Source organism: Thermodesulfovibrio sp. 3462-1 (genome assembly GCF_040451425.1).
Taxonomy (GTDB): domain Bacteria; phylum Nitrospirota; class Thermodesulfovibrionia; order Thermodesulfovibrionales; family Thermodesulfovibrionaceae; genus Thermodesulfovibrio; species Thermodesulfovibrio obliviosus.
Window position 1 is genome coordinate 333,593 of record NZ_CP144374.1, and the last position, 25,346, is coordinate 358,938.

General features: G+C 34.5%; 24 protein-coding genes. 8 read left to right on the forward strand and 16 right to left on the reverse strand.

Going from position 1 to position 25,346, the window contains the following annotated elements; genetic code table 11:
- Positions 1-3: 3 nt before the first annotated feature.
- Genes glgC through V4D31_RS01650 form a run of 3 tightly spaced genes read left to right on the forward strand, consistent with a single transcriptional unit; the run spans position 4 to position 4,010 of the window.
- On the forward strand, positions 4-1,239 hold the full coding sequence (glgC, locus tag V4D31_RS01640; protein ID WP_353686510.1) for a glucose-1-phosphate adenylyltransferase: 1,236 nt from the start codon (positions 4-6) through the stop codon (positions 1,237-1,239).
- Entirely contained in the window at positions 1,208-3,376 is a 2,169-nt protein-coding gene (locus tag V4D31_RS01645) for an ABC transporter substrate binding protein (protein WP_353686511.1), read from the forward strand. The genes glgC and V4D31_RS01645 overlap by 32 nt, the downstream gene beginning before the upstream one ends.
- Positions 3,369-4,010, forward strand: a complete 642-nt coding sequence (locus V4D31_RS01650; protein ID WP_353686512.1) for a response regulator transcription factor — start codon at positions 3,369-3,371, stop codon at positions 4,008-4,010. The genes V4D31_RS01645 and V4D31_RS01650 overlap by 8 nt, the downstream gene beginning before the upstream one ends.
- Here V4D31_RS01650 and V4D31_RS01655 read toward each other — a convergent pair.
- From V4D31_RS01655 to V4D31_RS01715, 13 genes are all read right to left on the reverse strand, one after another.
- On the reverse strand, positions 3,988-5,139 hold the full coding sequence (locus V4D31_RS01655; protein WP_353686513.1) for an MFS transporter: 1,152 nt from the start codon (positions 5,137-5,139) through the stop codon (positions 3,988-3,990). The two genes, V4D31_RS01650 and V4D31_RS01655, sit on opposite strands and share 23 nt — an antisense overlap.
- 65 nt (positions 5,140-5,204) lie before the next feature.
- Positions 5,205-6,170 (reverse strand): class II fructose-bisphosphatase, encoded by a 966-nt coding sequence (gene glpX / locus V4D31_RS01660; RefSeq protein WP_353686514.1) that lies wholly within the window; start codon positions 6,168-6,170, stop codon positions 5,205-5,207.
- Between the two features lie 15 nt (positions 6,171-6,185).
- Positions 6,186-6,347: a zinc ribbon domain-containing protein gene (locus V4D31_RS01665; protein WP_353686515.1), complete on the reverse strand. Its 162-nt coding sequence runs from the start codon at positions 6,345-6,347 to the stop codon at positions 6,186-6,188.
- A 10-nt stretch (positions 6,348-6,357) separates the two neighbouring features.
- Positions 6,358-7,029, reverse strand: a complete 672-nt coding sequence (radC, locus tag V4D31_RS01670) for a DNA repair protein RadC (protein ID WP_353686516.1) — start codon at positions 7,027-7,029, stop codon at positions 6,358-6,360.
- On the reverse strand, positions 7,026-8,921 hold the full coding sequence (gene metG / locus V4D31_RS01675; protein ID WP_353686517.1) for a methionine--tRNA ligase: 1,896 nt from the start codon (positions 8,919-8,921) through the stop codon (positions 7,026-7,028). The genes radC and metG overlap by 4 nt, the downstream gene beginning before the upstream one ends.
- Entirely contained in the window at positions 8,908-9,666 is a 759-nt protein-coding gene (gene ricT, locus V4D31_RS01680; protein ID WP_353686518.1) for a regulatory iron-sulfur-containing complex subunit RicT, read from the reverse strand. The genes metG and ricT overlap by 14 nt, the downstream gene beginning before the upstream one ends.
- A gap of 11 nt (positions 9,667-9,677) precedes the next feature.
- Positions 9,678-10,631, reverse strand: coding sequence for a DNA polymerase III subunit (locus V4D31_RS01685; protein WP_353686519.1), 954 nt, complete (start codon positions 10,629-10,631; stop codon positions 9,678-9,680).
- A gap of 43 nt (positions 10,632-10,674) precedes the next feature.
- A complete protein-coding gene (tmk, locus tag V4D31_RS01690) occupies positions 10,675-11,295 on the reverse strand; it encodes a dTMP kinase (protein WP_353686520.1) in 621 nt (206 codons plus the stop codon).
- Positions 11,288-12,283, reverse strand: coding sequence for a hypothetical protein (locus tag V4D31_RS01695; protein ID WP_353686521.1), 996 nt, complete (start codon positions 12,281-12,283; stop codon positions 11,288-11,290). Before V4D31_RS01695 ends, tmk begins: the two co-directional genes overlap by 8 nt.
- A gap of 2 nt (positions 12,284-12,285) precedes the next feature.
- Positions 12,286-12,501, reverse strand: coding sequence for a hypothetical protein (locus V4D31_RS01700; RefSeq protein ID WP_353686522.1), 216 nt, complete (start codon positions 12,499-12,501; stop codon positions 12,286-12,288).
- 10 nt (positions 12,502-12,511) lie between these two features.
- The gene (locus V4D31_RS01705; RefSeq protein WP_082673659.1) at positions 12,512-12,607 is read right to left on the reverse strand and encodes an AURKAIP1/COX24 domain-containing protein; all 96 of its coding nucleotides are present in this window, start codon (positions 12,605-12,607) and stop codon (positions 12,512-12,514) included.
- Positions 12,591-16,754 (reverse strand): acyl-CoA dehydratase activase, encoded by a 4,164-nt coding sequence (locus V4D31_RS01710; RefSeq protein ID WP_353686523.1) that lies wholly within the window; start codon positions 16,752-16,754, stop codon positions 12,591-12,593. The genes V4D31_RS01705 and V4D31_RS01710 overlap by 17 nt, the downstream gene beginning before the upstream one ends.
- Positions 16,744-18,189, reverse strand: a complete 1,446-nt coding sequence (locus V4D31_RS01715) for a menaquinone biosynthesis decarboxylase (RefSeq protein WP_353686524.1) — start codon at positions 18,187-18,189, stop codon at positions 16,744-16,746. The genes V4D31_RS01710 and V4D31_RS01715 overlap by 11 nt, the downstream gene beginning before the upstream one ends.
- 207 nt (positions 18,190-18,396) lie before the next feature.
- On the opposite strand from V4D31_RS01715, the gene V4D31_RS01720 reads away from it, so the two are divergent.
- Genes V4D31_RS01720 through V4D31_RS01740 form a run of 5 tightly spaced genes read left to right on the forward strand, consistent with a single transcriptional unit; the run spans position 18,397 to position 22,149 of the window.
- Entirely contained in the window at positions 18,397-19,740 is a 1,344-nt protein-coding gene (locus tag V4D31_RS01720) for a class II fructose-bisphosphate aldolase (protein ID WP_353686525.1), read from the forward strand.
- 10 nt (positions 19,741-19,750) lie between these two features.
- A complete protein-coding gene (gene pfp, locus V4D31_RS01725) occupies positions 19,751-20,986 on the forward strand; it encodes a diphosphate--fructose-6-phosphate 1-phosphotransferase (protein WP_353686526.1) in 1,236 nt (411 codons plus the stop codon).
- Positions 20,973-21,431, forward strand: coding sequence for a toprim domain-containing protein (locus tag V4D31_RS01730; protein ID WP_353686527.1), 459 nt, complete (start codon positions 20,973-20,975; stop codon positions 21,429-21,431). Before pfp ends, V4D31_RS01730 begins: the two co-directional genes overlap by 14 nt.
- The gene (locus V4D31_RS01735; protein WP_353686528.1) at positions 21,419-21,757 is read left to right on the forward strand and encodes a YraN family protein; all 339 of its coding nucleotides are present in this window, start codon (positions 21,419-21,421) and stop codon (positions 21,755-21,757) included. The genes V4D31_RS01730 and V4D31_RS01735 overlap by 13 nt, the downstream gene beginning before the upstream one ends.
- 41 nt (positions 21,758-21,798) lie before the next feature.
- Complete coding sequence (locus V4D31_RS01740) at positions 21,799-22,149, forward strand: hypothetical protein (protein WP_353686529.1); 351 nt, start codon at positions 21,799-21,801, stop codon at positions 22,147-22,149.
- A gap of 11 nt (positions 22,150-22,160) precedes the next feature.
- Here V4D31_RS01740 and V4D31_RS01745 read toward each other — a convergent pair whose 3' ends face one another.
- The 3 genes from V4D31_RS01745 to V4D31_RS01755 are packed head-to-tail and all read right to left on the reverse strand — an operon-like array spanning position 22,161 to position 25,318.
- The gene (locus V4D31_RS01745; RefSeq protein ID WP_353686530.1) at positions 22,161-23,255 is read right to left on the reverse strand and encodes an LptF/LptG family permease; all 1,095 of its coding nucleotides are present in this window, start codon (positions 23,253-23,255) and stop codon (positions 22,161-22,163) included.
- Positions 23,256-23,294: 39 nt separating this feature from the next.
- Positions 23,295-24,350 carry an LptF/LptG family permease gene (locus V4D31_RS01750; RefSeq protein ID WP_353686531.1) on the reverse strand — a complete coding sequence of 352 codons (1,056 nt, stop codon included), beginning with the start codon at positions 24,348-24,350 and terminating at the stop codon, positions 23,295-23,297.
- A complete protein-coding gene (locus V4D31_RS01755) occupies positions 24,350-25,318 on the reverse strand; it encodes a KpsF/GutQ family sugar-phosphate isomerase (protein ID WP_353686532.1) in 969 nt (322 codons plus the stop codon). Before V4D31_RS01755 ends, V4D31_RS01750 begins: the two co-directional genes overlap by 1 nt.
- Positions 25,319-25,346: the final 28 nt, after the last annotated feature.

The following is a 25,346-nucleotide window of genomic DNA, read 5'->3' on the forward strand; positions in this document are numbered from 1 at the left end:
AGGATGGCAAAAGTTTTAGCAATTATTCTTGCAGGAGGCAAGGGTGAAAGACTTTTTCCCTTAACTTCTTTCAGGTCAAAACCTTCAGTGCCCTTTGGAGCAAGATACAGAATTGTTGATTTTGTCTTAAGCAATCTTGTTAATTCCCAAATTTACTCCATCTATCTTCTTGTTCAGTATAAATCCCAATCACTTATTGAGCATATTAGACAGAACTGGTTTTTTTCATCAGTTGGCAGAGATCACTTTGTAACAGTTGTTCCACCTCAGATGAGAATGGGGCCTGAATGGTTTCAGGGAACAGCTGATGCAGTTTTTCAAAACATTGGATTAATTAAAGAGCACAAGCCTGATATTGTTTTAATTTTTGGTGCTGATCACATTTACAGAATGGATATAAGACAGATGATAAAATTTCATATTGAAAATGATGCTGAGGTTACTGTAGCTGCAAGGCCTATTCCAATAAAACAGGCTTCAGCATTTGGAGTAATTGTGGCAAATTCAAACCAGAAAATCACAGGATTTCAAGAAAAACCGAAGCAACCACAGCCCATGCCTGATAACCCTCAGATGGCTTATGTTTCAATGGGTAATTATATTTTTAACAGTGATATTTTGGTTGATGCTTTAGTGAGAGCTGAAAAGAAAAAACAGCACGATTTTGGTGCTCATGTTATTCCCGAGCTTGTTGAAAGAGGGGCAAGAGTTTATGCATATGATTTTGATAAGAATGAAATCCCTGGCATTAAACCATATGAAGAGCGAGGTTATTGGAGGGATGTAGGAACAATTAGTACTTATTTCGATGCTCATATGGATATGCTTGGAGAAAAACCTGTTTTTGAAATTTACAATAAGATGTGGCCTATTTATCCTTCAAGATATGAAGGGCCACCTGTAAAAATTCTTGATGGACAAATAAGAAATAGCGTTATCGCTGATGGAGCATTAATTTATGGCGGTAAGATAGAAAATTCTTTCATAAGAAGCGGATGCATAATAGAGGAAGGAGCTCAGGTAAAAGATTCTTTAATTATGGATGATGTTGTTGTAAAAAGAAATAGTAGGCTTTACAGGGTTATAGTAGATAAAAAGAATGTGGTTTATGAAGGAGAAGAAATTGGATTTTCACGTGAAAAGGATCGTTTCCGCTGTCATATAGATTCTTCAGGAATCTGTATTATTCCAAGAGCAGCAAGATACAATGATTGGATTAAAGAAATCAGCCGTATTTAGAATAATTTTTATTTTTTTATTTGTTTTTTGCTTATCAGCTCACGCTCAGGATAAAAAAAAGATTTTGCTTCTTAACTCCTATCATCAGGGATTGAGCTGGACAGACAATATAATGATAGGAATTAAAGAATCATTAAAGCCATTAGAAAACAGTATTGATTACTATGTTGAATATATGGATACTAAACGTTTTTATGGAGAAAAATACTTCAACAAAATTTTTGATCTTCTAAAACAAAAATACCATGGGATTAAGTTTGATTTGATAATTGTGTCGGATAATGACGCTCTTTTATTCACTATGAAACATTATAACGAACTGTTTTACGGGGTGCCTGTGGTTTTCTGCGGAATCAATAATTTTAAAGATAGCCTGATAGAAAAATATAGAAAATGGTTTACAGGAGTTGCCGAGGAAACAGATGTTGAAGGAACAATTGATATAGCACTTAAGCTTCATCCAGATACAAAAAGAGTTTATATTATTAATGACATCACAACAACCGGATTAGCGATGAAAAGAACACTTTTTGAGATATTTCCAAAATTCGCAGATAAAGTAAAATTCATTATTCTTGAGAATCCGGATATGAAAGAACTTCAGAAAAAAGTTGAGACAATTCCACCAAAAAGTATCATCCTTCTTTTGCTCGTAAACAGAGACAGAACAGGCAATTTCTTTGCTTATGAAGAAAGCCTTGATTTGCTTTATCCTCATACCAATTCTCCCATATACAGTGTATGGGATTTTTATCTTGGCAGAGGAATTGTAGGTGGTAAATTGACAAGCGCATTTTTGCAGGGCAAAAAAGCAGGGGAGCTGGCTATGCAAATTTTACAAGGTAAAAGCCCTTCTGAAATTCCAGTTATTAAAGAAAGTCCAAATGAATTTATGTTTGACTATAATGAACTTAAAAGATTTCATGTCTCTTTAAATAAGCTTCCAAAAGAAAGCAGAGTCATAAATTTGCCTGAAAGCTTCTGGGTAAAATACCGAAAAACATTGATAAGTATTACCTTAATTTTTATTGGATTGTCCCTCGTAATAGTTGTCCTTTCAATAAACATCTCAAAGAGGAAAAAAGTTGAAAAAGAGTTAAGACTCTCAGAGGAAAAATACAGAGATCTTTACGATAATGCACCAGATATGTATCACTCAGTTGATAAAAATGGAATTATTATTGAATGCAATGAAACAGAGGCAAAAATGCTGGGATACAGAAAAGAAGAGATAATTGGTAAACCTATAACATACTTTATGACAGAAGAATCAAGAAAAGCACAGGAAGAGTTTTTCCCTAACATAGGAAAATACAGTTTTATTCAAGTTGAAAGAGACTTTGTCCGAAAAGATGGCTCAGTTTTCACTGCTGCTTTAAATGTTTATGTAGAGGTGGATGAAAAGGGAAATTTTGTTAAAACAAAAACAATAGGAAGAGATATTACATACAGAAAGAAAATTGAGGAAGAACTCAGGAAATCAAAAGAAGCTCTAAGAAAACTTTCCGTATATTTGCAGAATGTAAGAGAAAAGGAAAGGAAGGAAATTGCCAGAGAAATTCATGATGAAATGGGACAGTCTCTCACTGCGTTAAAACTTTCTTTGTCATGGATTAGAAAAAGGATCGAAGATGAATTTTTACAGGAAAAATTTGATGAAACATTAAGCATAGTAAATGCCTTGATAAAACAGGTTCAGAATATATCAAACAGACTCCGTCCTTCTTTAATTGACCATTTAACCCTGGAAGATGCTATAATGTGGCAGGTCAAGGAATTTGAGAGAAATACTTCAATACGGTGCAGCGTTGAGATTTCAGAAGACAGCGTGAAATTAGCAAGAAACATATCTTTAAATATTTTCAGAATATTCCAGGAAGCACTTACAAATGTGGCAAGACATGCTAATGCAACCCTGGTTAATATTAAAATGTTTCGATCAAATGGCAGTGTTTTGTTAATTATTAAAGACAATGGTATGGGGATACCAGAAGAGAAAATTAAGAGTCCTGAATCATTCGGTTTAATGGCAATGAGAGAAAGGGCTTATTCTATAAATGCAACCTTTGACATACGAAGAATCCCGGAAGGAGGAACTGAAGTAATTCTCTCAGTTCCTTTAAGAGAAAATGAATAAAAAACTGAAAGTTTTAATCGTTGATGACCATACTCTCTTTAGAAAAGGATTAAAGGAAATTCTTCTTGATAATCCTTATATTACAGAATGCAAAGAAGCTAAAACTGGTTACGAAGCCATTGATATTCTTTCAAAAGAAAATTTTGATATAGTATTTCTTGATATAGCAATGCCTGATATGGATGGGATAGAAACCCTAAAAAAAATTAAAAATGAGCATCCTGAAACAAAAATACTTATGCTCAGCATGTATCCTGAAGAGCAGTATGCTATAAGATCGTTAAAATATGGAGCTTCAGGTTATCTCAATAAATCTGCAGAACCAGATGAACTTTTAAATGCAGTTAATAAAATAATAAAAGGCGGTAAATACATTCCACAGGCTTTTTCAGAAAAACTGATTCATTACATTGATAAATCCTGGGAGATTCCACCTCATGAAAAGTTATCAGAAAGGGAATTTCAGGTTTTTCTTATGATAGCAAAAGGCAAAAGTCTCATTGAGATTGCCAGAGAACTTTCCATAAGCATTAAAACTGTAAGCACCTATAGAGCAAGAATTCTTGAAAAACTTGGATGCGAAAACAATGCTGAAATTATAAATTACGCTATCAAGAATGGTCTGATAGCTTAGTGACCACAAAAAAACCACCAAATAGCAGAATGAGCAGAATTATTATAAAACTTTGCCACCCGAAATTTTTATATACAATTCCTGGCAGATAAGAGCCAACAACACCACCTGAGTAATAAAAAGCTATGTATGCTCCATTTACAAGGCTTTTTTGTGTTGTTACAATTCTATTTAAATAACCAGAAGCTACTGAATGAACGAGAAACATCCCAGAGCAAAAACCAAACATTGCAATAAATATTAGCAACATGTTGGGTAGACTTAATATCAAAAGAAAAAATCCATAGACAGAAAAACCAAATAACATGGTTTTTCTTTCGTTCCCAATGACTCTTATAATTTTTGTTGCGATAAAGGATATGAAAATTCCCGTGATGTAACCTGAATAAATAAGTCCTATAAGCATTTCGCTGGCTTGTTTATTAATGCTTTTTATCCTGAAAGGCAAGAAATTTGTTATCCCCGAGAAAACAAAAAACAAGCAGAAAACAGCGATGTAAATATAAAAAATTTTTTTATTGAAAACAACAAGCTTAAAGTTCTTAAAACTAAGATAATCTTTTTTTTGAATTTTTGGTATCTTAAGCTCTTCCATAAAATAATAAACTATAGGAAGAACAACAAGAAGACTCAATGACATTACTTGAAAACACGCTCTCCACCCAAAATAATTAGCTATAATACTACCGAGAACTCTTCCAAGAAGTCCTCCAATTATTGTAAAAGCAATATAATAGGACATAAAAAATTGAATTTTTTCTTTTACAGATTTTAATGCGATATATGTTGTGTTTGAAGTAAGAATTGCAGAGATTAAAAAACCCTCTATAAACCTGAGGAATATAACCAGATAAACATTTTCTGCCATAGATATTGAAAATACAACAAAAGAGTGTATTGCAGCAGCGAAGATGATCATTTTTCTTGGAGAAAAAAAATTAAGCAAAACTCCTGAGATAACAGGAATTACTGTAAGAGGAATGAAAGTGGCACTCATAATTAGTGATATCGTATCCATTTCAACTTTAAAAGAACTTCCAAGTAGGGGTAAAAGAGGCTGAGGCATGTGCAATGCTGAAATTGTAAGTATGGTTGTATAGATTATGGCAAGAAAATCCTTAATTGGCATGGATGAAATTTTTGAAAAAACTCTCCCTTTTGTTTTTTAAGAGTTTTTACAGTAAAATAGCAAAACTACAATGTTATTCTTACCAGTTTGTCAAAAATATGAATTGTATCAACAAATCTTACAATCTTTTGATAGGATTCTATCACAATTGAGTGAGTTCTTGCGCCTCCACCAAAAAATCTTACTCCATTAAGCAGGTCTCCCTTTGTTACTCCTGTAGCAACAAAAATTATGTCATCACTTGGAACGAGGTCATCAAGAGTGTAAACTTTGTCTTCATCAATGTCCATACCATAGCTTATAGCACGCTTTTTTTCTTCTTCATTTCTCCATCGCATTCTTGCCTGCATTTCTCCACCAAGAGATTTTACAGCTGCCGCTGAAAGCACGCCTTCTGGTGCTCCACCAATGCCCATAAGCGCATGAATACCTGTTCCTTCAACAGTTGCTGCAATAGCTGGTGTTATATCTCCATCTGAGATTAATTTAATTCTTGCACCAGCAGCGCGAATTTCTTTAATAAGATTTTCATGTCTTGGTCTGTCAAGCACAACCACAACAAGGTCATCTATGTCACGTCCTAAAGCTTTTGCAAGGGCTTGAAGGTTTTCTTTTACAGATTTTCTTATATCAACCATTCCCTTTGCTTGTGGTCTTACAACAAGTTTTTCCATATATGTGTCAGGGCAGTGAAGAAGTCCATTTCTTTCTGTTACAGCCATAACAGTAAGAGCATTGGGCATTCCTGTTGCGCAAAGATTTGTTCCTTCAAGAGGATCAACAGCTATGTCCACTTCAGGACCAGTTGCATTTCCAACTTCTTCTCCAATATAAAGCATAGGTGCTTCATCTCTTTCACCTTCTCCTATAACGATTCTACCTTTGATTGGTAAATCATTTAATGCCTTTCTCATTGCTGTTACAGCAGCCTGATCTGCTTCTTTTCTGTCTCCCTTGCCCATCAATCTTGCAGCTTCAATTGCTGCAAGCTCGCAAACTTTTAAAATTGCGGGAGTCAATGAACTATTCATTTTAAATTCCTCCTATTATTTTTTTGAGGTTATTGAATAAAAACTTGATATTATCTTTTTTACTTTCTGAGACTTACACTTTGGGCATCTTACCTTTGTTTTTTCCATTTCGCTTATGCTCATTTTCTTCGTAAAAGTTTCATTGCACTTTTGGCATTGAAACTCATACAAAGGCATAAGCCACCTCCTAAATTAGATTTTTTTCTTTCATGCTAAAGTATCTTCCATTTCCTATAATTACATGGTCTAAAAGGGAAATTTCAAGTATTTCAGAAGCCTTTTTTAATTTTTTTGTAATATCCAGATCTTGCTCAGAAGGAGTAGGGTCTCCGCTTGGATGATTATGAGCAAGAATCACTGCATAGGCTGAATGCTTTACTGCTTCTTTAAAAATCTCTCTTGGATGAATTATTGTTTGCGTTAATATTCCTTCTGAAACTTTAATCTCTTTGATGAGTTTCAACTTTGTATCAAGTAAAAGAGTGATAAAAACTTCTTTTTTTAATCCACTAAGCTTAGGATAAAGATAATTGTAAACTGCATTGGCAGAATTAAAGTTTTTTTCTTTTTCTGCATGGCTTAAAACTCTTCTTCCCAGCTCAAAGGATGCTTTAATCTGAGCAATCTTTGCAATTCCAAGCCCTGCTATATGCTGAAGTTCATTTACTGATGCATCTTCAATTCCTTTTAATCCTCCAAACTTATTTAAAAGCTCAATTGCTGTTTCAACCACTGTTTTTCCATTAATCCCTGTTCTGAGAACAACAGCAAGCAATTGAGCATCTGAGAGGCTTTGAGCACCTTCTTTAATAAGTCTTTCTCTGGGTCTTTCAGCTTCTGGCCATTCCTTAAGCTTCATTTTATTCCCGCACCAGGATTAACTTCTCTGTCAACTGTAAGAATTGATATAGTGCCATCTGAAGCAGTTGCTGCGAGTAGCATACCTTGAGATTCAACTCCCATGAGTTTAACTGGTTTAAGGTTGGACACAACAATAATTGATTTGCCAATTAACTGTTCAGGTGAATAGGATTTTCCAATTCCTGCAACAATTTGTCTTTGCTGTCCAATATCTACAATAAGTTTTATAAGCTTTTCTGATCCCTTTATTCTTTCAGCTTCAATAACCTTTCCTACTTTAAGTTTTATCTTCATAAAATCTTCTATACCTATAAGCTCTTGCATTTTACTGTTGTCTTCCTTGATTTTTTGTTCTGACTCATTATCTTTTTTTGTCTGTATTCTTGGAAAGATTTGTTCAATCTTTTCAGTCTTAACCTCCTTTAACTGAATACTCCAGCTTAACATATTATAATCAATTTTTAAAGATTTTAATCCTAAGGCATTCCAGATTTTCATCGCTGTATCAGGCATAAAAGGATAGAGAAAAACAGTTATGATTCTGATGCTATTCCATATGTTAAAAAGTATAAGAGAGAGTTTTTCAGAATCCTCTTTTGATATTTTCCATGGCTCTGTTTTTGCAATATAGTTGTTTGTAAGGGATATAGCTTCCCATATTTTTTCAAGAACAATATTGAATTTGAACTCATCCCACAGTTTTTCATTGTCAATCTCTGTTATTAATTTTTTAATTTGTATTGTAAAATCATCATCTATCCACATTGGGTTTATCTGACCATTCATGTATTTTTCATTCATCACAAGAAAACGATTGAGGAGATTACCAAGGTCATTGGCAAGATCATTGTTTATTCTTCTTACAATTGCTTCTTCTGAAAAATCTCCATCAAGGCCAAAGGAAACTTCACGGAACAAAAAGTATCTGAGGGTATCTACTCCATATTTTTTTATAATTTCATGGGGATTTACAACATTACCAAGAGATTTTGACATTTTAGCACCCTGCACAGTCCACCATCCATGGGCAAATATATTTCTTGGAAGAGGCATTCCCAAAGCCATGAGCATTGTTGACCAGTAAACTGCATGGGTTATCAAAATGTCTTTCCCAATTAAATGATGATCAGGTGGCCACCACTCAATATTTTTGGGTGCAAGATAATTCAATGCTGAGTAATAATTAACCAGTGCATCAAACCATACATAGGTAGTATAGTTTTCATCAAAGGGAAGAGGAATTCCCCAGCTAAGCCTCTGTCGAGGACGAGATATGCAAAGATCACCAAGAGGTTTATTTTTAAGAAATGAAAGAACCTCATTTTTTCTCGTTTCAGGAAGAATGTATTCAGGATTTTTTTCAATGTAATCAATGAGAGAGTTCTGATATTTGGACATGAGGAAAAAGTAGTTTTCTTCTTCAATGTATTCAACATCTCTTCCGCAGTCAGGGCATTTTCCTTCTATTAAATCTTTGGCTGTCCAGAATCTTTCACAGGGAGTGCAATACATTCCTGAGTATTTTCTTTTTTCAATTTCTCCTTTATCGTAAAGTTTTTGAAGTATTGCACTAACAACTTTTTTGTGTTCTTCATCAGTTGTTCGTATAAAAGCATCATTGCGTATATTTAATTCATTCCATAATGTTTTAAAGTTTTCAACCATTATATCCGCATGTTCCTTTGGAGACCTACCACGCTCACGAGCTGCTTTTTCAACCTTCTGTCCGTGTTCATCTGTGCCTGTAAGAAAAAAAACTTTTTTCCCTTTAAGTCTCATATATCTTGCCAGTATGTCTGCAGCCAGTGTTGTGTAGGCATGTCCAATATGTGGAATATCATTGACATAATAAATTGGTGTTGTAATATAAAATCCCTTATTTTGACTCATCCTTTCCTCCAGAACTTTCATCTATTAATTCTTCTGCCTCTTTTATAATAAAGGACAGTTTTTTAATTTCAGGCTCTTTTTCTTCCTGAGCAATAATTTCTTCATCAACAGTATCCTCTGCTTCATCATAGTATTCGTGTCTTAGACAACATTTCAACCTTCCGCAAAGACCTGAAAGCTTGGAAACATTAAGCACAATTTCCTGATCTTTAGCCATTTTTAAAGAAATTGGCTTAAAGAAACTTATAAATGTTTTACAGCATGTCTCAAACCCACAAACTCCAATCCCACCAAGAAATTTTGCTTCATCCCTTACTCCTATCTGCCTCATTTCTATTCTCGTTTTGAATTTTGCTGCAAGGTCTTTAACCAGTTCTCTGAAATCAATCCTACCTTCTGCAGTAAAATAGAAGATAATTCTTTTTCTGTCAAGGGCAGACTCCACCACTAATAGTTTCATCGGTAACTGTCTTTCATTTATTCTTTGAAGACAAAAATTCCATGCTTCTTTCTCTAAAGAAAGATTTTTCTGAAAGGCTTCCATATCTTCCTGAGTTGCCTTTCTCATGACTGGCTTAAAAGAGTTTTCTGTGTCAGAAGAAGTTTTCAAAACATATCCCAAGGTTAATCCAAAATCACCCTCCACAACAACAAAATCACCTTTTTTTAATTCTATACCAAGGTTGTTTAAATAGCGATAAACTTTACCAAAAGGTCTAACTCTTACATGTACTATATTGTTCATCCCTGTATCTCCTATTGTTCTAAGTTAGTTGTTTCTTGCTTTTTTATAGTTATCAAATTCCCAAGAAGATAAGTCATATAATTCCATACAATTGACTTATTTAAATTTAAATCAATGCTTCTTTTTATGTTTTGTATCTCTTCATAAAGATTAAACAATTCCTCTGGAGATGCATTTTCTTTTAGTTTAAAATCTGAGGGTAAAATAGGGCAATATGAAGTTTTAAGAAAAAATCCCAAAAGGCAGTCTCTAAGAAAAATACATAAAAAATCTATCCACCATTTAACATCTTCATTGTCTTTCCACGGTGATTTTTTATTCTTTTCTTTCATGTTTTTTAATGTGCTATTAAACCATTGAATATCTTTTGATACATCCCTTGATATAAAAAGCCCTGGTTTACCCATAATAATTCTGATTAAACTGTCTTCAACATCAGGTAGAATCTTTTTTACTGCTTGAGTTGAAAGAGGTGTAAAATATACTTTAAAACATCTTGAAATCAGAGGTTCTGGTAAAGTATCAATATTTTCGCAGATAAGAATTATTACAGTATTTTCAGGAGGCTCTTCAACTGTTTTAAGAAAGGCATTTGCTGCTGCATGATTCATTTTATGTGCTTCTTTTATGATAACAACTTTATACCTTCCTTCAAGAGGACGGAAAGAAACAAACTCTTCAACCTCTCTTATGCTGGTCACTGTTACTACATCCTTTTCAGCAGTTACGAGTTTAACATCTGGATGCAATCCCTGTTCAATTTTTTTGCATGATGTGCAAATATTGCAGGCATCTTCTTCAGAATTCAAGCAATTCAGAGCTTTGGCATAGTTGATAGCTGTTGAAGTTTTTCCGATATAAGCGTCTCCCAGAAATAATAAAGCACTGGGAATCTTTTTCGTCCTTAATGTGCCCTTGAGTAGTTTTATTGCTTTTTCCTGGGATATGATTTCATTAAAACTCATTTTATTAAATGGTTCAACATATTTCAATATTGTTCAAGATAGTTCAAATAATCAAGGATTTAACTTTTTTATATATTTTTTCAGCTATTACATTTATAGACTCAGTGGCATCCAGAACAAAAAATCTTTCTTTGTTTATTTTTGCAAGTTCAAGATAACCCTCTCTTACTTTCTCATGAAAGGATAAGGTTTCCATCTCAAATCTATCTTTTTTATTTGCTTTCTTATTTCTTCCAAGCCCGATGCTTGCTGAACAGTCAAGCAATACTGTTAAATCTGGTATGAATTGACTGAATAGTTTTTTATTCAATTCTTCAATTAAATCAATTGATATACCTCTTACATATCCCTGATAAACTATGGTTGAATCAGTAAATCTGTCACATATTACAATAAAACCTGCTTCAAGATGTGGCTTTATTTTTTCCTCAATGTGTTGAGCTCTGTCTGCAAAATAAAGAAGAAGTTCACATAATGGAGTTATTTTAATTTCTGAATTAAGAAGAATCTCTCTGATGTATCTTCCAGCTAAGGTATCTCCTGGCTCATAAGTATAAAAAACTTTAAATCCTTCATTCTTCAATGTCTGAGCAAGCAGTCTTCCCTGAGTTGTTTTGCCAGAACCCTCTATGCCTTCAAAGGTTATAAAAATTCCTCTATTCATTTACCAGTTTATTTTTTAATTTTTTAAGAAGTTCACAAACTCTCTCAGAGCTTGAAACATCAAGAGAGCCCATTCCACAGGATGGAGTAATAAGTGAGTTTTTAATAATTAAAGGTAAAATTTTTGATATTTCCTCAGTTTTTCTTACTGCTTTTTCAATTATTTCTTCATCGCTAAAAACATTTAAATCATCTGTTGTTGGAATAAATCCCCAGGCAATATAGCCATTTCTGCTCAGAAATTCTGAAATTTCATCTCTGTAAATTTTGAAAAAATCAAAAAAGAAAAAGGCATCAAAGCTTAAAATATCTATATCAATAGATAAAACCTCTTTCCAGTCAGTTCTTCCACAGCAGTGAATTCCTGCTTTAACATCAAGAGATTTAATAAAAGAAACAATCTCCTTAATTAATCTCATTGCTTCAGACTGCTCAACAGAGATATATGCAGATGTGCCAACTGCCTGAAGTATAGGTTCATCAATAAAAATTATTACATTTTCGGCAAAAGTTTTTAAAAATTCAATCTGCCACCTTACTTTTGCTTTAAGATGCATGAGAGAAAGCTCTCTCAGAGTTTCATCAAAATAAATAAGTTTACCCTCATCATCTTTAAGAGATAAGGTAAATGTAAGGGGTCCTGTAATCTGTCCTTTAAAGATTTTTATTTTTTCATTTTTTATCAATCTCTGCATACTGTAAAGACCAATTGCAAATTGTTCACTTACAGGAGATAACATTTCATCATTATAGTTACTTAACCATTCAGTGATAAGCTCATCATTTTTTTTAATGTACACTTTGCCTGATTCAAAGGTTACTCCAGGAAATCCTTCAGTAAACTGGGCAATCATCTGTTCATTAACTGAATATTTCGGCATCTGAGGCCAAAATGGGATATCAAAATATTTCAAAATAAGTTCACATGCAAGCCTGACCTCAGTATGAGGCATGCTTCCTATGCCTGTGGTGCTAAATGGTTCAAACATAATTACTCCATTGAGCTGAGTTTTTTTAGAATATCAGGATACTCTTTTTTAAAATCAGGGAAAACCCTCTTTAAAAACATTTTAATTGCCTTGATTTCAACGGCAAGTTCATTGATTTTTTCTAATTTTTTATCAATTTCATCAATTTTTTCTGAAATTACTTTTATCTCAGCTTCTATCAAGGCAATGTTTTCTTTTAAACTCGTTAGGTCTTTCATAATTTACCTCTTATTTGTTTCTTCTTTGTGCTCTCATTTTTTTGCGAAGCTTTCTGTATTTATGTTTTTTTATCTTTTTTTTCCTCCACTTAAGAACACTTCCCACTCAATTCACCTCCTTTTTTCATGTTTTTAATTGTTTCCATAAAAGCTTCAAGCCATAGTTCATTAACAGTTGAGTTTGTTCCATCATAGGCAAGAGATATTACAGGGATATTATAATCCTTTTGAATAAATCTCAACAAAGCTGTAACAATGGCGCCTGGCATACATCCAAAGGGCATTGCATTAACAATGCCGCTAACACCTTTTTTAATCAAATCAATGCTTTTGCCAATACTCAAAATACTCTCTCCTTCAAAACTATCAGGAACATAGGGTGATGCAAATTTAAAAATTTCCTTTATGGAGGGCTCATGTAAAAAATTCATTGCTCCTTTAAAACAAGAAGAAAATTTCTTCTCCACCCTCCACTGGAAAAATTTATTAACAAGAATTTTTATAATAGCAGATTTATCCTTTTTTATCAAGGCTTTTCTTAAGGCCATTTTATTTACATAGTGAATCCACTCTTCAATTGGTGTAAGATATACTTCTGCGCCTAAGGCTTCAAGTCTTTTAATTAAATTTTCATTTGAAAAAGGATGACTTCTAACAAATATTTCACCAACAATTCCTATCAGAGGCTTTTTGTCTTTGTATACTGGTATGTTTTTAAACTCCTTTTTTATATTTTTAAGCAAAACTTCTAAATCACCGTTTCTACTTTTTAAAGTTTCATAGATTTTTACCATATAATGTTCATATAATGCTTCAGTTTCTCCAGCATTTTTTTCGTAAGGTCTTGTTTGAAGTAATAATTTATTGAGTAACCCATAGGCAACAACTCCCTGCCATGCTCTGAGAGAAAATTCTCCTCCTGCGATATTTAAATCTTTGTAAAATTGGGCATCCTGCTGGGGTGAATAAATGGGAACGCTCTCAAATCCTAATTTTTTAAGTATTAGCCTGTGAGAAACATTATACTGACCAAATCTGCATGGACCAGCTCCAGAAGGCATGAAAAAGGCTGTCCTTTGAGGATTGAAATCTTTTGAAAAAACGATCTTCAGCATATCACCGAGAGTTACAACATAGGGAAAGCATTCTCCTCCTGATATATATTTTCTTGCAAGCTCAACTGACTGATTGTCAGAAGGAGGCATTACTTCTGCATCAATCCCACAGTAGTTAAAGGCTGCCTTTAGAGCAAAGGCATGGTCAGACATTCTTGGAATATATATAATTCTTTTTGATAAATCTGAACTTTTAATCAATAGGGGAATGAATTTTTTTTCTGAATCCTTTTTTTCTCTATCTCTTACACTATCTATAAAAGCCTCAAGTCTTGTAACAACTCCAGCGTCAGCACTGTGTTCATCGATCTCAAGTATCAGATAAGGCTTTTTAGCCATTTCTTCTTTGAAATAATTTATTATAAAGGAGTCAGGTCCGCAGGAGAAGTTGGTGATAAATACAGGATATACCTCGTCTGACTTATGAATAAATCTTGAGGCTCTTATAATTTTTTGCCCTGAACGCCAGTATAAGTTGCTCCATTCATCTTTTATGTTTATTCCCTCAAGAGGAAGCATATCCATTGGAATTGGAAGAACATTAAGGCGGGTAAGTTTTCCTGAGATATCAAGACTGACTGCCTGATCAAAGGAATTATATGACCTGCCTAAAATAACTACAGTAGCTTGCTGACCGAGGGATCTATCTTTTGCTGTCTCAAGAAGCTTTAAACCTTCCTTTTGAATTGAAATAACAAACTCTTTCTGCTTATGTTTTGCAGTAGCTATTTTTTCATCAAGGTTTTTTATATTTATAATTCCCTTAAATGCCTGAATCAGTTCCTTTTTGAGATAATCAAAGCCTCTTGAGAAATCTATTCTTGGTATAATAAACTTTGCTTCTCTAAATAGTCTTCTGCTTACATAAGGAATTGTCTGAACAAGAGGACATGCAAGACCTCTTTCATACTCATCATAAAGATTAAGATTTATAAAGCTCGGAAGAAAGATCAAATCAACTCCCTTTTCAATTAAGTCTGCTATGTGTCCATAGGCAACCTTAAGAGGGAAACACGCCTCAGATAAAACCTTTTCAACGCCTTTATTAATAATTTCTTTGTTCGTCTTATCTGAAACCTTTACATTAAAACCGAGCTCCCATAAAAGTGTACTCCAGAAGGGAAGATGGTCATGAAAGAAAAATATGTAAGGTATTCCAATTACAGGTGCCTTTCTATCTCTGTATTGAGCCTCATATTCTTTATGTGCCTTCCATAGTAATTCCTCTCTCAGTTTTACAGGATCTGGAAGTCTTGAAGTAACATCCTGTCTCTCATATTTATCGCATCTTCCACCATAAAAAAGATAGTTTTCTTCACCTTCTATCTTAACCCTGTTTATTTCACAATAGTTGGGACAGCCTTTGCATTCAAAGGAAGAGATGCTGTAAAGCCTGTCTTTTAAAGAAAAGCCTTTGAATTTGCTTTCTTTGCCGTTTTTCATAAAATCTTTTGCAATCAGGGCTACACCAATTGCGCCCATGACTTCATGATGAGGTGGAATAATTAGCTCCAAAACACTGTCAACTCTCTCTTTTAAGAAATTCTCAAAGGCTGCAACAACTGCTCTGTTAAATGCAACCCCGCCCTGAAAGAATATTCTTTTACCAATAGATTTTCCAGCTACAACTCTGTTTATGTAGTTTTCCGCTATACTGTAACAAAGACCTGCAACAATGTCTTCTTTGCGAGCACCTTTATGTAGATTTATGACAAGGGAGTTTTCCATAAAAACAGTGCATCTTTCGCCAAGTTTGCAGGGTGTTTTTGAGCTAAAGGCAAGGCTCTGAAACTCTTCAAGGGTTATACCAAGTTTGTCAGCCTGTTCTTCTATAAATGAGCCTGTTCCTGCTGCACAGGCTTTATTCATCTCAAAATCAACAACTTTGCCATCTTTAAGCTTTATGTATTTTGAATCCTGTCCACCAATTTCAAAAATCGTGTCAATACTCGGGTCAAAATGAATTGCACCTCTGGCATGGGCTGTTATCTCATTTTTCACCACATCTGCACCGACAAAATCTCCAATCATATAACGACCAGAGCCTGTAACGCCAACGCCTTTTATCTGAATATTCTGAATTTCCCTGTTTATCTCACTCAAGCCTCTTTTTACTGCATCAATTGGTTTTCCTGCTGTGGGAAGATATTTCTTTGTGATAATCCTACCTTCTTCATCTATAAGAACAATGTTTGTGCTTACAGAACCAACATCAATACCGAGATAAGCATGCTGAGGCTTAAGAGGTTGAAAGCTGAAGACTGAAGATTTAAGGCTGGAGGCTGAAAGAGGCGGAAGTCCGTATTCAATCTCTGCTTTGAGCTTACCGAGTTTTTCAATAATTGCCTCATTTAGATAAGCTCCCTCTTTTTGAGCCTTAATCGCGGCACCAATTGCACCTGTCACTTCAAAATGCTCAGGTATGAGTATTTCATTTATGCCCAGCACCTTCTTAAATGCTTTTATCATTCCCCTGTTTGCTGCAACTCCACCTTGAAAGGCAACTTCTTTTTCAATGCTTCTGCCCTTAAACATAGTTGCCTTAAAGTTTCTTGCAAGGGCAAAGCAAAGTCCTGCAATTATGTCTTCCAGAGGAGTTGCAATCTGCTGAAGATGAATCATGTCTGATTTTGCAAAGACACTGCAACGACCAGCAATCTTTGATGGTCTTTCAGACTTTGTTGCAAGCTCACTGAACTGTTCTATTGTAAGTCCAAGTCTTTCTGCCTGCTGCTCAAGAAAAGAGCCTGTTCCTGCTGCACATATACTGTTAAGGGAGAAATCCTTTATTCTTCCTTTTTTATCAAGAAAAACAAGCTTTGAATCCTCTCCTCCAATCTCAATAATTGTCCTTACTTGAGGATAAAAAAATGATGTTGCCGTTGCCTGTGATACAATCTCATTTACATAGGGAGCACCAGCATTCTTTGCAATAAATCTTCCCGAGACTCCAGTAAAACATATTTTTAAATCACTGTATCTTGAGGCAATATCCATTAAAATGCGGGATACTATCTCAGCAGGCTTTCCGAAATGTTTCAAATATAGTTTTTCAATAATTCTAAAATCACTGTCAACAACTGCTATCTTGGCTGTCTCACTTCCTACATCAATGCCAAGGGAAAGCTCAGAACCCATACTCATGCCATTTTTTTGTGACAAGCTCTTTTATCTCTTCTGCCTGAGTGATTTCCTCTGGCCAATCTCTCATCATTCCTTCTTCACGGGTTTTACGGGTTGCATCAATTCCCATTTTACCACCAAATCTTGGCATGCTTGATGCATGGTCAAGCTCATCAACAGGTCCCTGAGAGATTATCACATCTCTCTGCCAGTCCACATTGTTAAGGACCTTCCATGCAGTAGTTGATAAATCCTGAACATTGACATCTTCATCCACGACAATTATGAGCTTTGAAAACATCATCTGTCCCATTCCCCATAGCCCGTGAATTATCTTTTTACCATGCCCTGGGTACTGCTTTTTTATTGAAACTATAGCAGCATTATGAAATACTCCTTCCATTGGAAGATTCATGTCTATTATCTCTGGAAATTGTATTCTGAGCAAAGGAAGAAAGATTCTCTCTGTTGCTTTACCCATGTAACAGTCTTCCATTGGAGGCTTTCCAACAACTGTTGCAGGATATATGGGGTTTTTTCTATGGGTAATGCAGGTTACGTGAAAAACTGGAAATTTATCCACTGGAGAGTAAAAACCTGTATGATCGCCAAAAGGTCCTTCATCTCTTAATTCATCAGACTCCACATAACCTTCAAGGACTATCTCAGAATTTGCAGGCACTTCTATATCAGAAGTTACACACTTAACCATCTCAACAGGACTTTGTCTTAAAAATCCAGCAAATACCATTTCATCAATTCCATAGGGAAGAGGTGCTGTTGAAGAATAAATAACCGCAGGATCAGAGCCAATTGCAACAGCAACTGGCATTGTTTTGCCAAGTTCTTTATATTTTCTGAAATGCGTAGCTGCATCTTTATGAATGTGCCAGTGCATGCCTGTTGTTTTTTCATCATACACTTGCATGCGATACATTCCGCAGTTCTGTTTGCCTGTTTCAGGGTCACGGGTAAAAACCATGGGAAAAGTAATAAATCTTCCACCATCCTTGGGCCATGTTTTAAGGATTGGAAGTTTGGTTAAGTCAGGATTATGATTTATAACTTCCTGACATGCTGCTTTGTTTACTCTTTTTGGCAGGTATTTTCTAATCTCAATCAATTCAAAAACTGTTTTTATTTTGTCTTTCAATGTCTTTGGCGGAGTTTGATGGATAAGCTTTTCAATTCTTTTGCCAATATCATCAAGGTTTTCAACCTCAAGAGCAAGACACATCCTTTCAAATGAGCCAAAAATATTTGTAACAACAGGAATTTCTGATCCCTTCACTTTTTCAAAAAACAAAGCCTTTCCACCACTGGGAGATTTACACATTCTGTCAGTTATCTCAGCAATCTCAAGCACAGGGTCAACCTCTACACTGACTCTGTGAAGTAATCCTTTTTTTTCAAGTAGGTTTAAGAATTCTCTTAAATCGTTATAAGCCATATAAAGTTATTATCCATACTCATGTAAAATTCTGTCAATCATTTGAATGTCACAAGTAATGTTAATATTTTGTGTAAATTCATAAATGTTTTCATTTTTTTTTGCTTTTATCAAATCAATTAAGACCTTAATAAAAAATTTTACACTATCTGGATTTTATCCTGACAAAATTGAGTATAATATAAAAAATTTTTCAGGAGGTGGAGTATGGGATTTGAAAAATTTACAGAAGCAGTGGAAATTAAAAATGGGAAAGTTACAGTAAAAAATAAAGAATCAATTAAAAATTTAATGGATGAACTCATATTTGATGCAGTTTTTGAAGAATCAGATGATGTAAGAACAAAAAAGTTTTTAATAATTAAAGAAATTGCAAAAGAAATGGGAGCAATACCAGCTTCAATTCAGGCACTTTATGAGGAAATGGGAAGAGAGTTTCCTGGATTTACAGTTCCTGCGATAAATATCAGAGGATTAACATATGATGTAGCAAGAGCAATTTTCAGAAAAGCAAAGGAAAAAAATGTTGGTGCTTTTATATTTGAAATTGCTCGTTCTGAAATTGGTTATACAAAGCAAAGACCTCTTGAATACTCAGCCTGTGTTCTGGCTGCTGCTGTCAGAGAGGGATTTACAGGTCCTGTTTTCATTCAGGGAGATCATTTTCAGATAGTAAGAAGACATTTTGAAAAAGATCCAGAAGCTGAGGTTAATTATGTAAAAGGCTTAATAAAAGAGGCAATTGAAGCAGAGTTTTATAATATAGACATTGACACTTCTACTCTTGTTGACCTGAGTAAAGATACAGTATATGAACAGCAAAGACCTAATTTTGAATATACTGCTCAGCTTGCAGAATATGTCCGCAGTTTTGAACCTGAAGGTATTACTATATCAATAGGAGGGGAAATTGGCGAAATTGGCGGTAAAAATAGCACCCCTGAAGAAGCAAGAGCATATCTTGATGGATTCAGAGATGTTTATAAAGGAAACAAAGGCTTGAGCAAACTGAGTGTGCAGACCGGAACAAAACATGGTGGAGTGGTGCTTCCCGATGGAAGCATTGCACAGGTAAAGATTGATTTTGAAACTTTAAGAGTTCTTTCCGAACTTGTAAGAAAAGAGTATGGTCTCAGCGGATGCGTTCAGCATGGTGCAAGCACTCTTCCAGAGGAAGCCTTTGATAAATTTCCTGAAACAGGAACATCAGAAATACATCTTGCAACAGGATTTCAGAATATAATCTATGATAGTAAAGCTCTACCAGATGATTTCAGGAAAATGATATATGAATATCTAAAAAAAGAGTTTCGCTCTGAATGGAAAGAAGGACAGACAGAGGAACAGTTCATTTACAGCACCCGCAAAAAAGGGTTTGGTCCCTTTAAAAAGGAGTGGTGGAGCCTGCCAGGACAAGTAAAAGAGCCAATAATGCAGGAGCTTGAGAAAAAGTTTGACCTTCTTTTTGAAAAATTAAGAGTAAAGGGCACAGAGGAGCTTGTAAAAAAGATTGTTAAGCCTGTAAAAGTTTCTGTAAAAATAGAGCTTTAGGAGGCATTTTATGGAAACAGTGGGAATCATTGTAGGAGGAGGACCAGCTCCTGGAATAAATGGAACGATAAGTGCTGCAACAATTGAAGCAATAAATCAAGGTAAAAAAGTTGTGGGAATAAAAGGCGGATTTAAACCTCTCTTTGACGGAGATCTTTCCTGTGCCATGCCTCTTACTGTTGATGATGTTTCAAGAATACATACAAAGGGTGGTTCAATTCTTAGAACCTCCCGTGAGCGTACTGAAAAGGTAAGAGAGAAATTTCCGATTTTGATGGAAACATTGAAGAAACTCGGGATTAAATATCTTATAACAATCGGTGGAGATGGAACTCTTTTTATGGCAAATTGGATTGAAAGAGAAGCAAGAGGAGAAATAAATGTAGTTCATGTTCCAAAAACAATAGACAATGACCTTCCACTTCCAGGAGGTGCTTCAACCTTTGGATATGAAACAGCAAGGCATTGGGGAGTGGAAATTGTTAAAAACATTATGGAAGATGCAAGAGTGACAGCAAGATGGTATTTTCTTACAATAATGGGAAGATACACAGGACATCTTGCTTTAGGAGTAGGTAAAGCAGCGGGAGCAACTATTACAATAATTCCTGAAGAGTTTCCAGAGGAGAAAATTTCTTTCAAAAAAGTGGCTGATATTCTCACAGGAGCAATAATTAAAAGAATGAGTATGGGAAGAGATCATGGAGTTGCCATACTTGCAGAGGGTTTGTCAGAAAAATTTGATCCTGAAGAACTCAGTGAATATGAACAGCTTGAAAAGGATGAAACAGGCAGAGTTAGACTCAGCGAGATTCAGCTCGGCAGAATTATGAAAAATTTTGTTAAAAAATCTCTTGAAGAACTGGGAATTAAAATAACAATAGTTGATAAAAACATAGGATATGAACTGAGGTCTGCAGACCCTATTCCTTATGATATTGAATACACAAGAAATCTTGGCTATGGTGCTGTAAGATACTTACTAAGAGGTGGCACAGGAGCAATGATAACCTTTGAAGAAGGTCATCTCATGCCAATTCCATTTGTTGAGCTTATGGATTACAGAACAGGTAAAGTAAAAATAAGAAAGGTTGATATTACCTCAGAAAATTATGAGGTAGGAAGAAAATACATGATAAGGCTTGAAAAGGAAGATTTTGAAGGAGACCGTCTCAAGGCACTTGCCAGTGTGGTAAGAATGACAGGGAAGGAGTTCAGGGAAAGATTCTACCATGTCACTTCATAAAAAGCGTATAAAGAACAAAAAAGAATTCATTCCGCTTGATTGGGAAAGAGCAGAAAAAATAAGAGAAGTTCTTCATTATCTCTACGAAATTAACAAGCTTGTTCCAATCATTGTGGAGGGCAAAAAGGATAAGAAAGCTTTAAGAGACATTGGTTTTGATGGTGAAATAATTACACTGCACAGCGGAAAATCCATATATGAGTTTACTGAAACAATAGCTCAAAAATTTGAAAAGATTGTTTTACTTATTGACTGGGATGAAAAGGGTGAAGAACTTTACTGCAAAGTGGGTGAAAATCTTCAGGGAATGTGGGAAGACTTTGCCTCCATTCGTGAACTTTTAAAATTGCTATGTCAGAAAGAGATTACTGAAATAGAAGAAATTCCATCACTTTTTCAAAGAATTGCAGGACATAGCCTTGATGTAAGACAGTGGGACGAATAGACCTTGGCAAAGACGGAGAGAAACTGGCAGTTGATTACCTTCTGTCCAGAGGATATAAAATCCTTGAAAAAAACTTTCGCACCCCTATTGGCGAGATAGATATTATAGCAAAGCATGGCGAATATATTGTGATCGTAGAGGTTAAGAGAAGAATGTCGGAGAATTTTGGGAATCCTGAGATAGCAGTGAATTACAGAAAGCAGGAAAAACTTAAAAAATTGGCACTTTTTTATCTAAGTAAACTGGGTAAAGAATATCCTGTAAGATTTGATGTTATAGCCATAAAAGACAAACAGATTGAGCACATTGAGAATGCTTTTTATTGAAATGTATTGATTTTTTTATTCTGAGTTTGCTATTTTTAAACATGCCTGTATTAAGTTTGCCAAAATCAGTAAGAGAACGCCTCGGAGAAGATGCAGCAGAGGCATTCATTGAATTTTTAAAAGAGTTTGAAAAAGAAATAAAAGATGACCTTGCCACAAGAAGAGACATTAAAGAGATTGAAGCAAGAATTAGAGAAGTTGAAGCAAGAATTAGAGAAGTTGAGGCAAGAATCAAGGAAGTTGAGGCAAGAATCAAGGAAGTTGAAGCAAATATGGAAGTAAAACTTGCCCGGTTTAAAGTAGAAATAATTAAATGGGTAGCAGGATTTTTAATTGCTCAAACTGCTATTCTTGCTGGTATTTTTGCAGGTCTTCTCAGGTTATTTTTCTGAAAAAATCAGTTTCACTGTTTTATCGCATAAAAAAGCTTCATTGATACAAATCCAAAAATTAAAGGTGTAATCCATGGTGATACAAAGGATGGTAAGATTTTTGAATAGCCCATAAACATAAAGATTGAATATACAAGCCAGTAAACTATTGTTATAATCAAACCTATTCCTACAGTTATAATTCCACTGCCTCCTCTGGTTTTTGAGAAAATAAAACTGAATTTTTCATGAGCACCAAGAGGCAAAGAAATTCCAAGCACCATCATGAAAAATGTTACAAAGTTATATGAAAGCCTTCCACTTATATCTGTATCAATTTTAGGATTGCTCAGTCCCGCTCTTTTAAGTTCTTTTCTTTTCTGAATAAGTTCTAATATTCCTAACTCCTCGATTTTTTTAATATCTTTAAATGTAGCAACAGATATCTTCAAATTAATTGGATAGTCTATTGATTCGGATTTTTCAACTTTGCCAGATAAGAAGTCATAAATCAGGGTATTTTTAAAAATCCAGTGGTTTTCTTTGATTTCTGCCTCCTGAGCATCTATTCTTTTGGTTAAGATATTGTTTTTTATAATAAATGCCTTTACATCCTTTGCCTTTCTCTGTCCTGCTAAATATTCTCCAATTTTTATCACAGTTCCATCCTTGGCTCTGAGAAAAATATCTTTTTGTACAGAATTTTTCCCTTTCATGGTCAATTTTTCAACCATGATATTTAATTTTTTCGTGAATTCTGGCTGAATAAACTCTCCAAATATAAAGCCAAAAATAGAGATGACAATACCTAAAATTAAGAAGGGCTTTAAAATAACTCTTAATTTTCCACCAGAAACAGAAAGAATTAAGAATTCTCTGCTTCTTACACCAACTGAAAATATAAAGAGAGATGTTACAAGGGTGATAAAAGGCATAAGATAAAAAATGTATCTGGGGATGCTGTATAAAGCATATTCAACAAAAAAAGTAGCTGAAGGTTTATAAGGTATAAAATCATCTATTTTTTCAATAAGCCCAACAATTGAGAGAAGAAGAGACATTGAAAAAAGCAGAATTAAAAAAGTTTTTAAAAACTCTTTTATGTAGCTCTTACATACGATATTCATTTTCTTCAGCTCAAACCTGTATTAGAATAATTTTAATGGTCATTTTTTAATCCTGAAATAAATAATGAAAGCTAAAAATCCCATGACTAAAACAGGCATAAGAGAGCCGATTTCTGCTGATGTTTTTCCAGCCTTTGCAACATTTGCTCCGTATATCATGAAAATGTAATAAATTGCAAATATAGCAAGCCCTACTGTAATTCCTCCAATTCTACCACTTTTCCCGACAATAAGACATAATGAAGGAGCTAAAAAAACACTTATAATGCATAAAATAGGTAAAGCCAATCTCTTATAAAGTTCCAGTTTATAATCTATGTTTTTTGAACCTTCAGTAACAATTTTTGAAATAAGTTCAATTAAAGAAAGTTCACTGATTTTTTTTGCTATTGGGTCTATATTTGGAGAAAGCTTGAATATATATTCTTTAAAGATTACTTCATTTAAGGATGTTCCTCTCTTAAAATAGGCTTTCCCGTCTAACAAACTTAAAATTATATCGTCTTTTTCCTTTTTAATAAGTCCTTCCCTGGCAATCACTATTTTTGTCTCTTTTTTTCTCTCATCAAAAATCACCACTTCTTTTAAATGTAAATTATCAGGTTTTTCTTTTACAAAAATTGTTACATCTTTAAATCCCTGATTAAAAACTCCTTCCTCCAGTCCAAGAGGTGCTCTTTCCACAAGAATATTTAAAATTTTTTCTCTCACAAGGCTTACTCCTGCTGGGGCAAGATAAAAACTCATCAGAGTAGTGAGAAAAAATGCTGCTGTTCCAATGTATAAAGCAGGTTTGAATGCCTTTTTATATGGCATACCGCTTACCATAAATATTGTCATTTCATTGTCTGCCTGAGTTCTTCCATAAGTAAGCAAAACACCAAGAAGCAAAGCCATCGGGATTGTGAAAATAAGTAACTGAGGCTGCAAAAGAATTATGAGCAAAAAAAGGTTTGGTAAATCTATTCCAACAGAGGCAAATATTTTACTTAGTTTAAACAATTTTTCAATTATCAAAACAGCATTTAAAAAGGCTATTGAAAGGACAATGTTCTGAATAAGCTCCCTGGTTAAAGCTCTGTAAATAACTTTCATTAAAAAATGCCTTTTTTAAGAATATCATGAATGTGAATTAAGCCTTTAAGTGTACCATCACTGGCAGGAACAACGAGGCTTGTTATAGAATATTTTTGCATTGTTGAAAGAGCAACTGCTGCAAGTTCTTCTTCATTTATTGTTTTTGGGTTTCTGGTCATAATCTCAGAAACCTTTAATTCAAAGAGTTCCTTACCGTATTTCTGAACACCTCTTCGCACATCGCCATCAGTAATGATTCCAAGAATTTTCATTTTTTCATCAACTATTACAACAACTCCGAGTCTTTTTGATGAAATCTCAAGCACAGCATCAAGCATTACAGTATCAGGATGGGCAACTGGAAGTTCTTCTCCCATGTGCATTAAATCTTTAACTTTTGTGAGCATTTTTCTTCCAAGAGAGCCTCCAGGATGAAATACTGCAAAATCCTCTTTTTTAAATCCATTTCGCATTATTAACGCAACTGCAAGAGCATCTCCCATTGCTAGTGTTACTGTTGTAGATGCAGTTGGAATAAATCCAAATGGACAAGCCTCCTCTTTTACTGATACATCCAGTGTCACATCAGCCTGTCTGGCAAGGGTTGAATTAGGATTTCCTGTGAGAGCAATAATCTTCACATTGAAATATTTAAGATAGGGAATAAGCCTTAAGACTTCCTCTGTTTCACCGCTGTTACTTATGGCAATTACAACATCATCCTCTGTAACCATGCCAAGATCACCGTGACTTGCTTCAGCAGGATGCATGAAAAATGAAGGCGTTCCCGTGGATGCAAGAGTTGCTGCAATTTTTCTTCCCACAAGACCTGACTTGCCCATTCCTGTTACAACAACCCTTCCCTTTGAGTTGTGAATTATCTCAACAGCTTTGAGAAAGTCTTCGTTAATTCTTTCTTTAAGCTCCTGAAGAGATTGTGCTTCAATTGTAAGAACTCTTTTAGCTACATCAATGAGATTTTCCATAAATTTTATTTTAAGTTAGTATGGAATT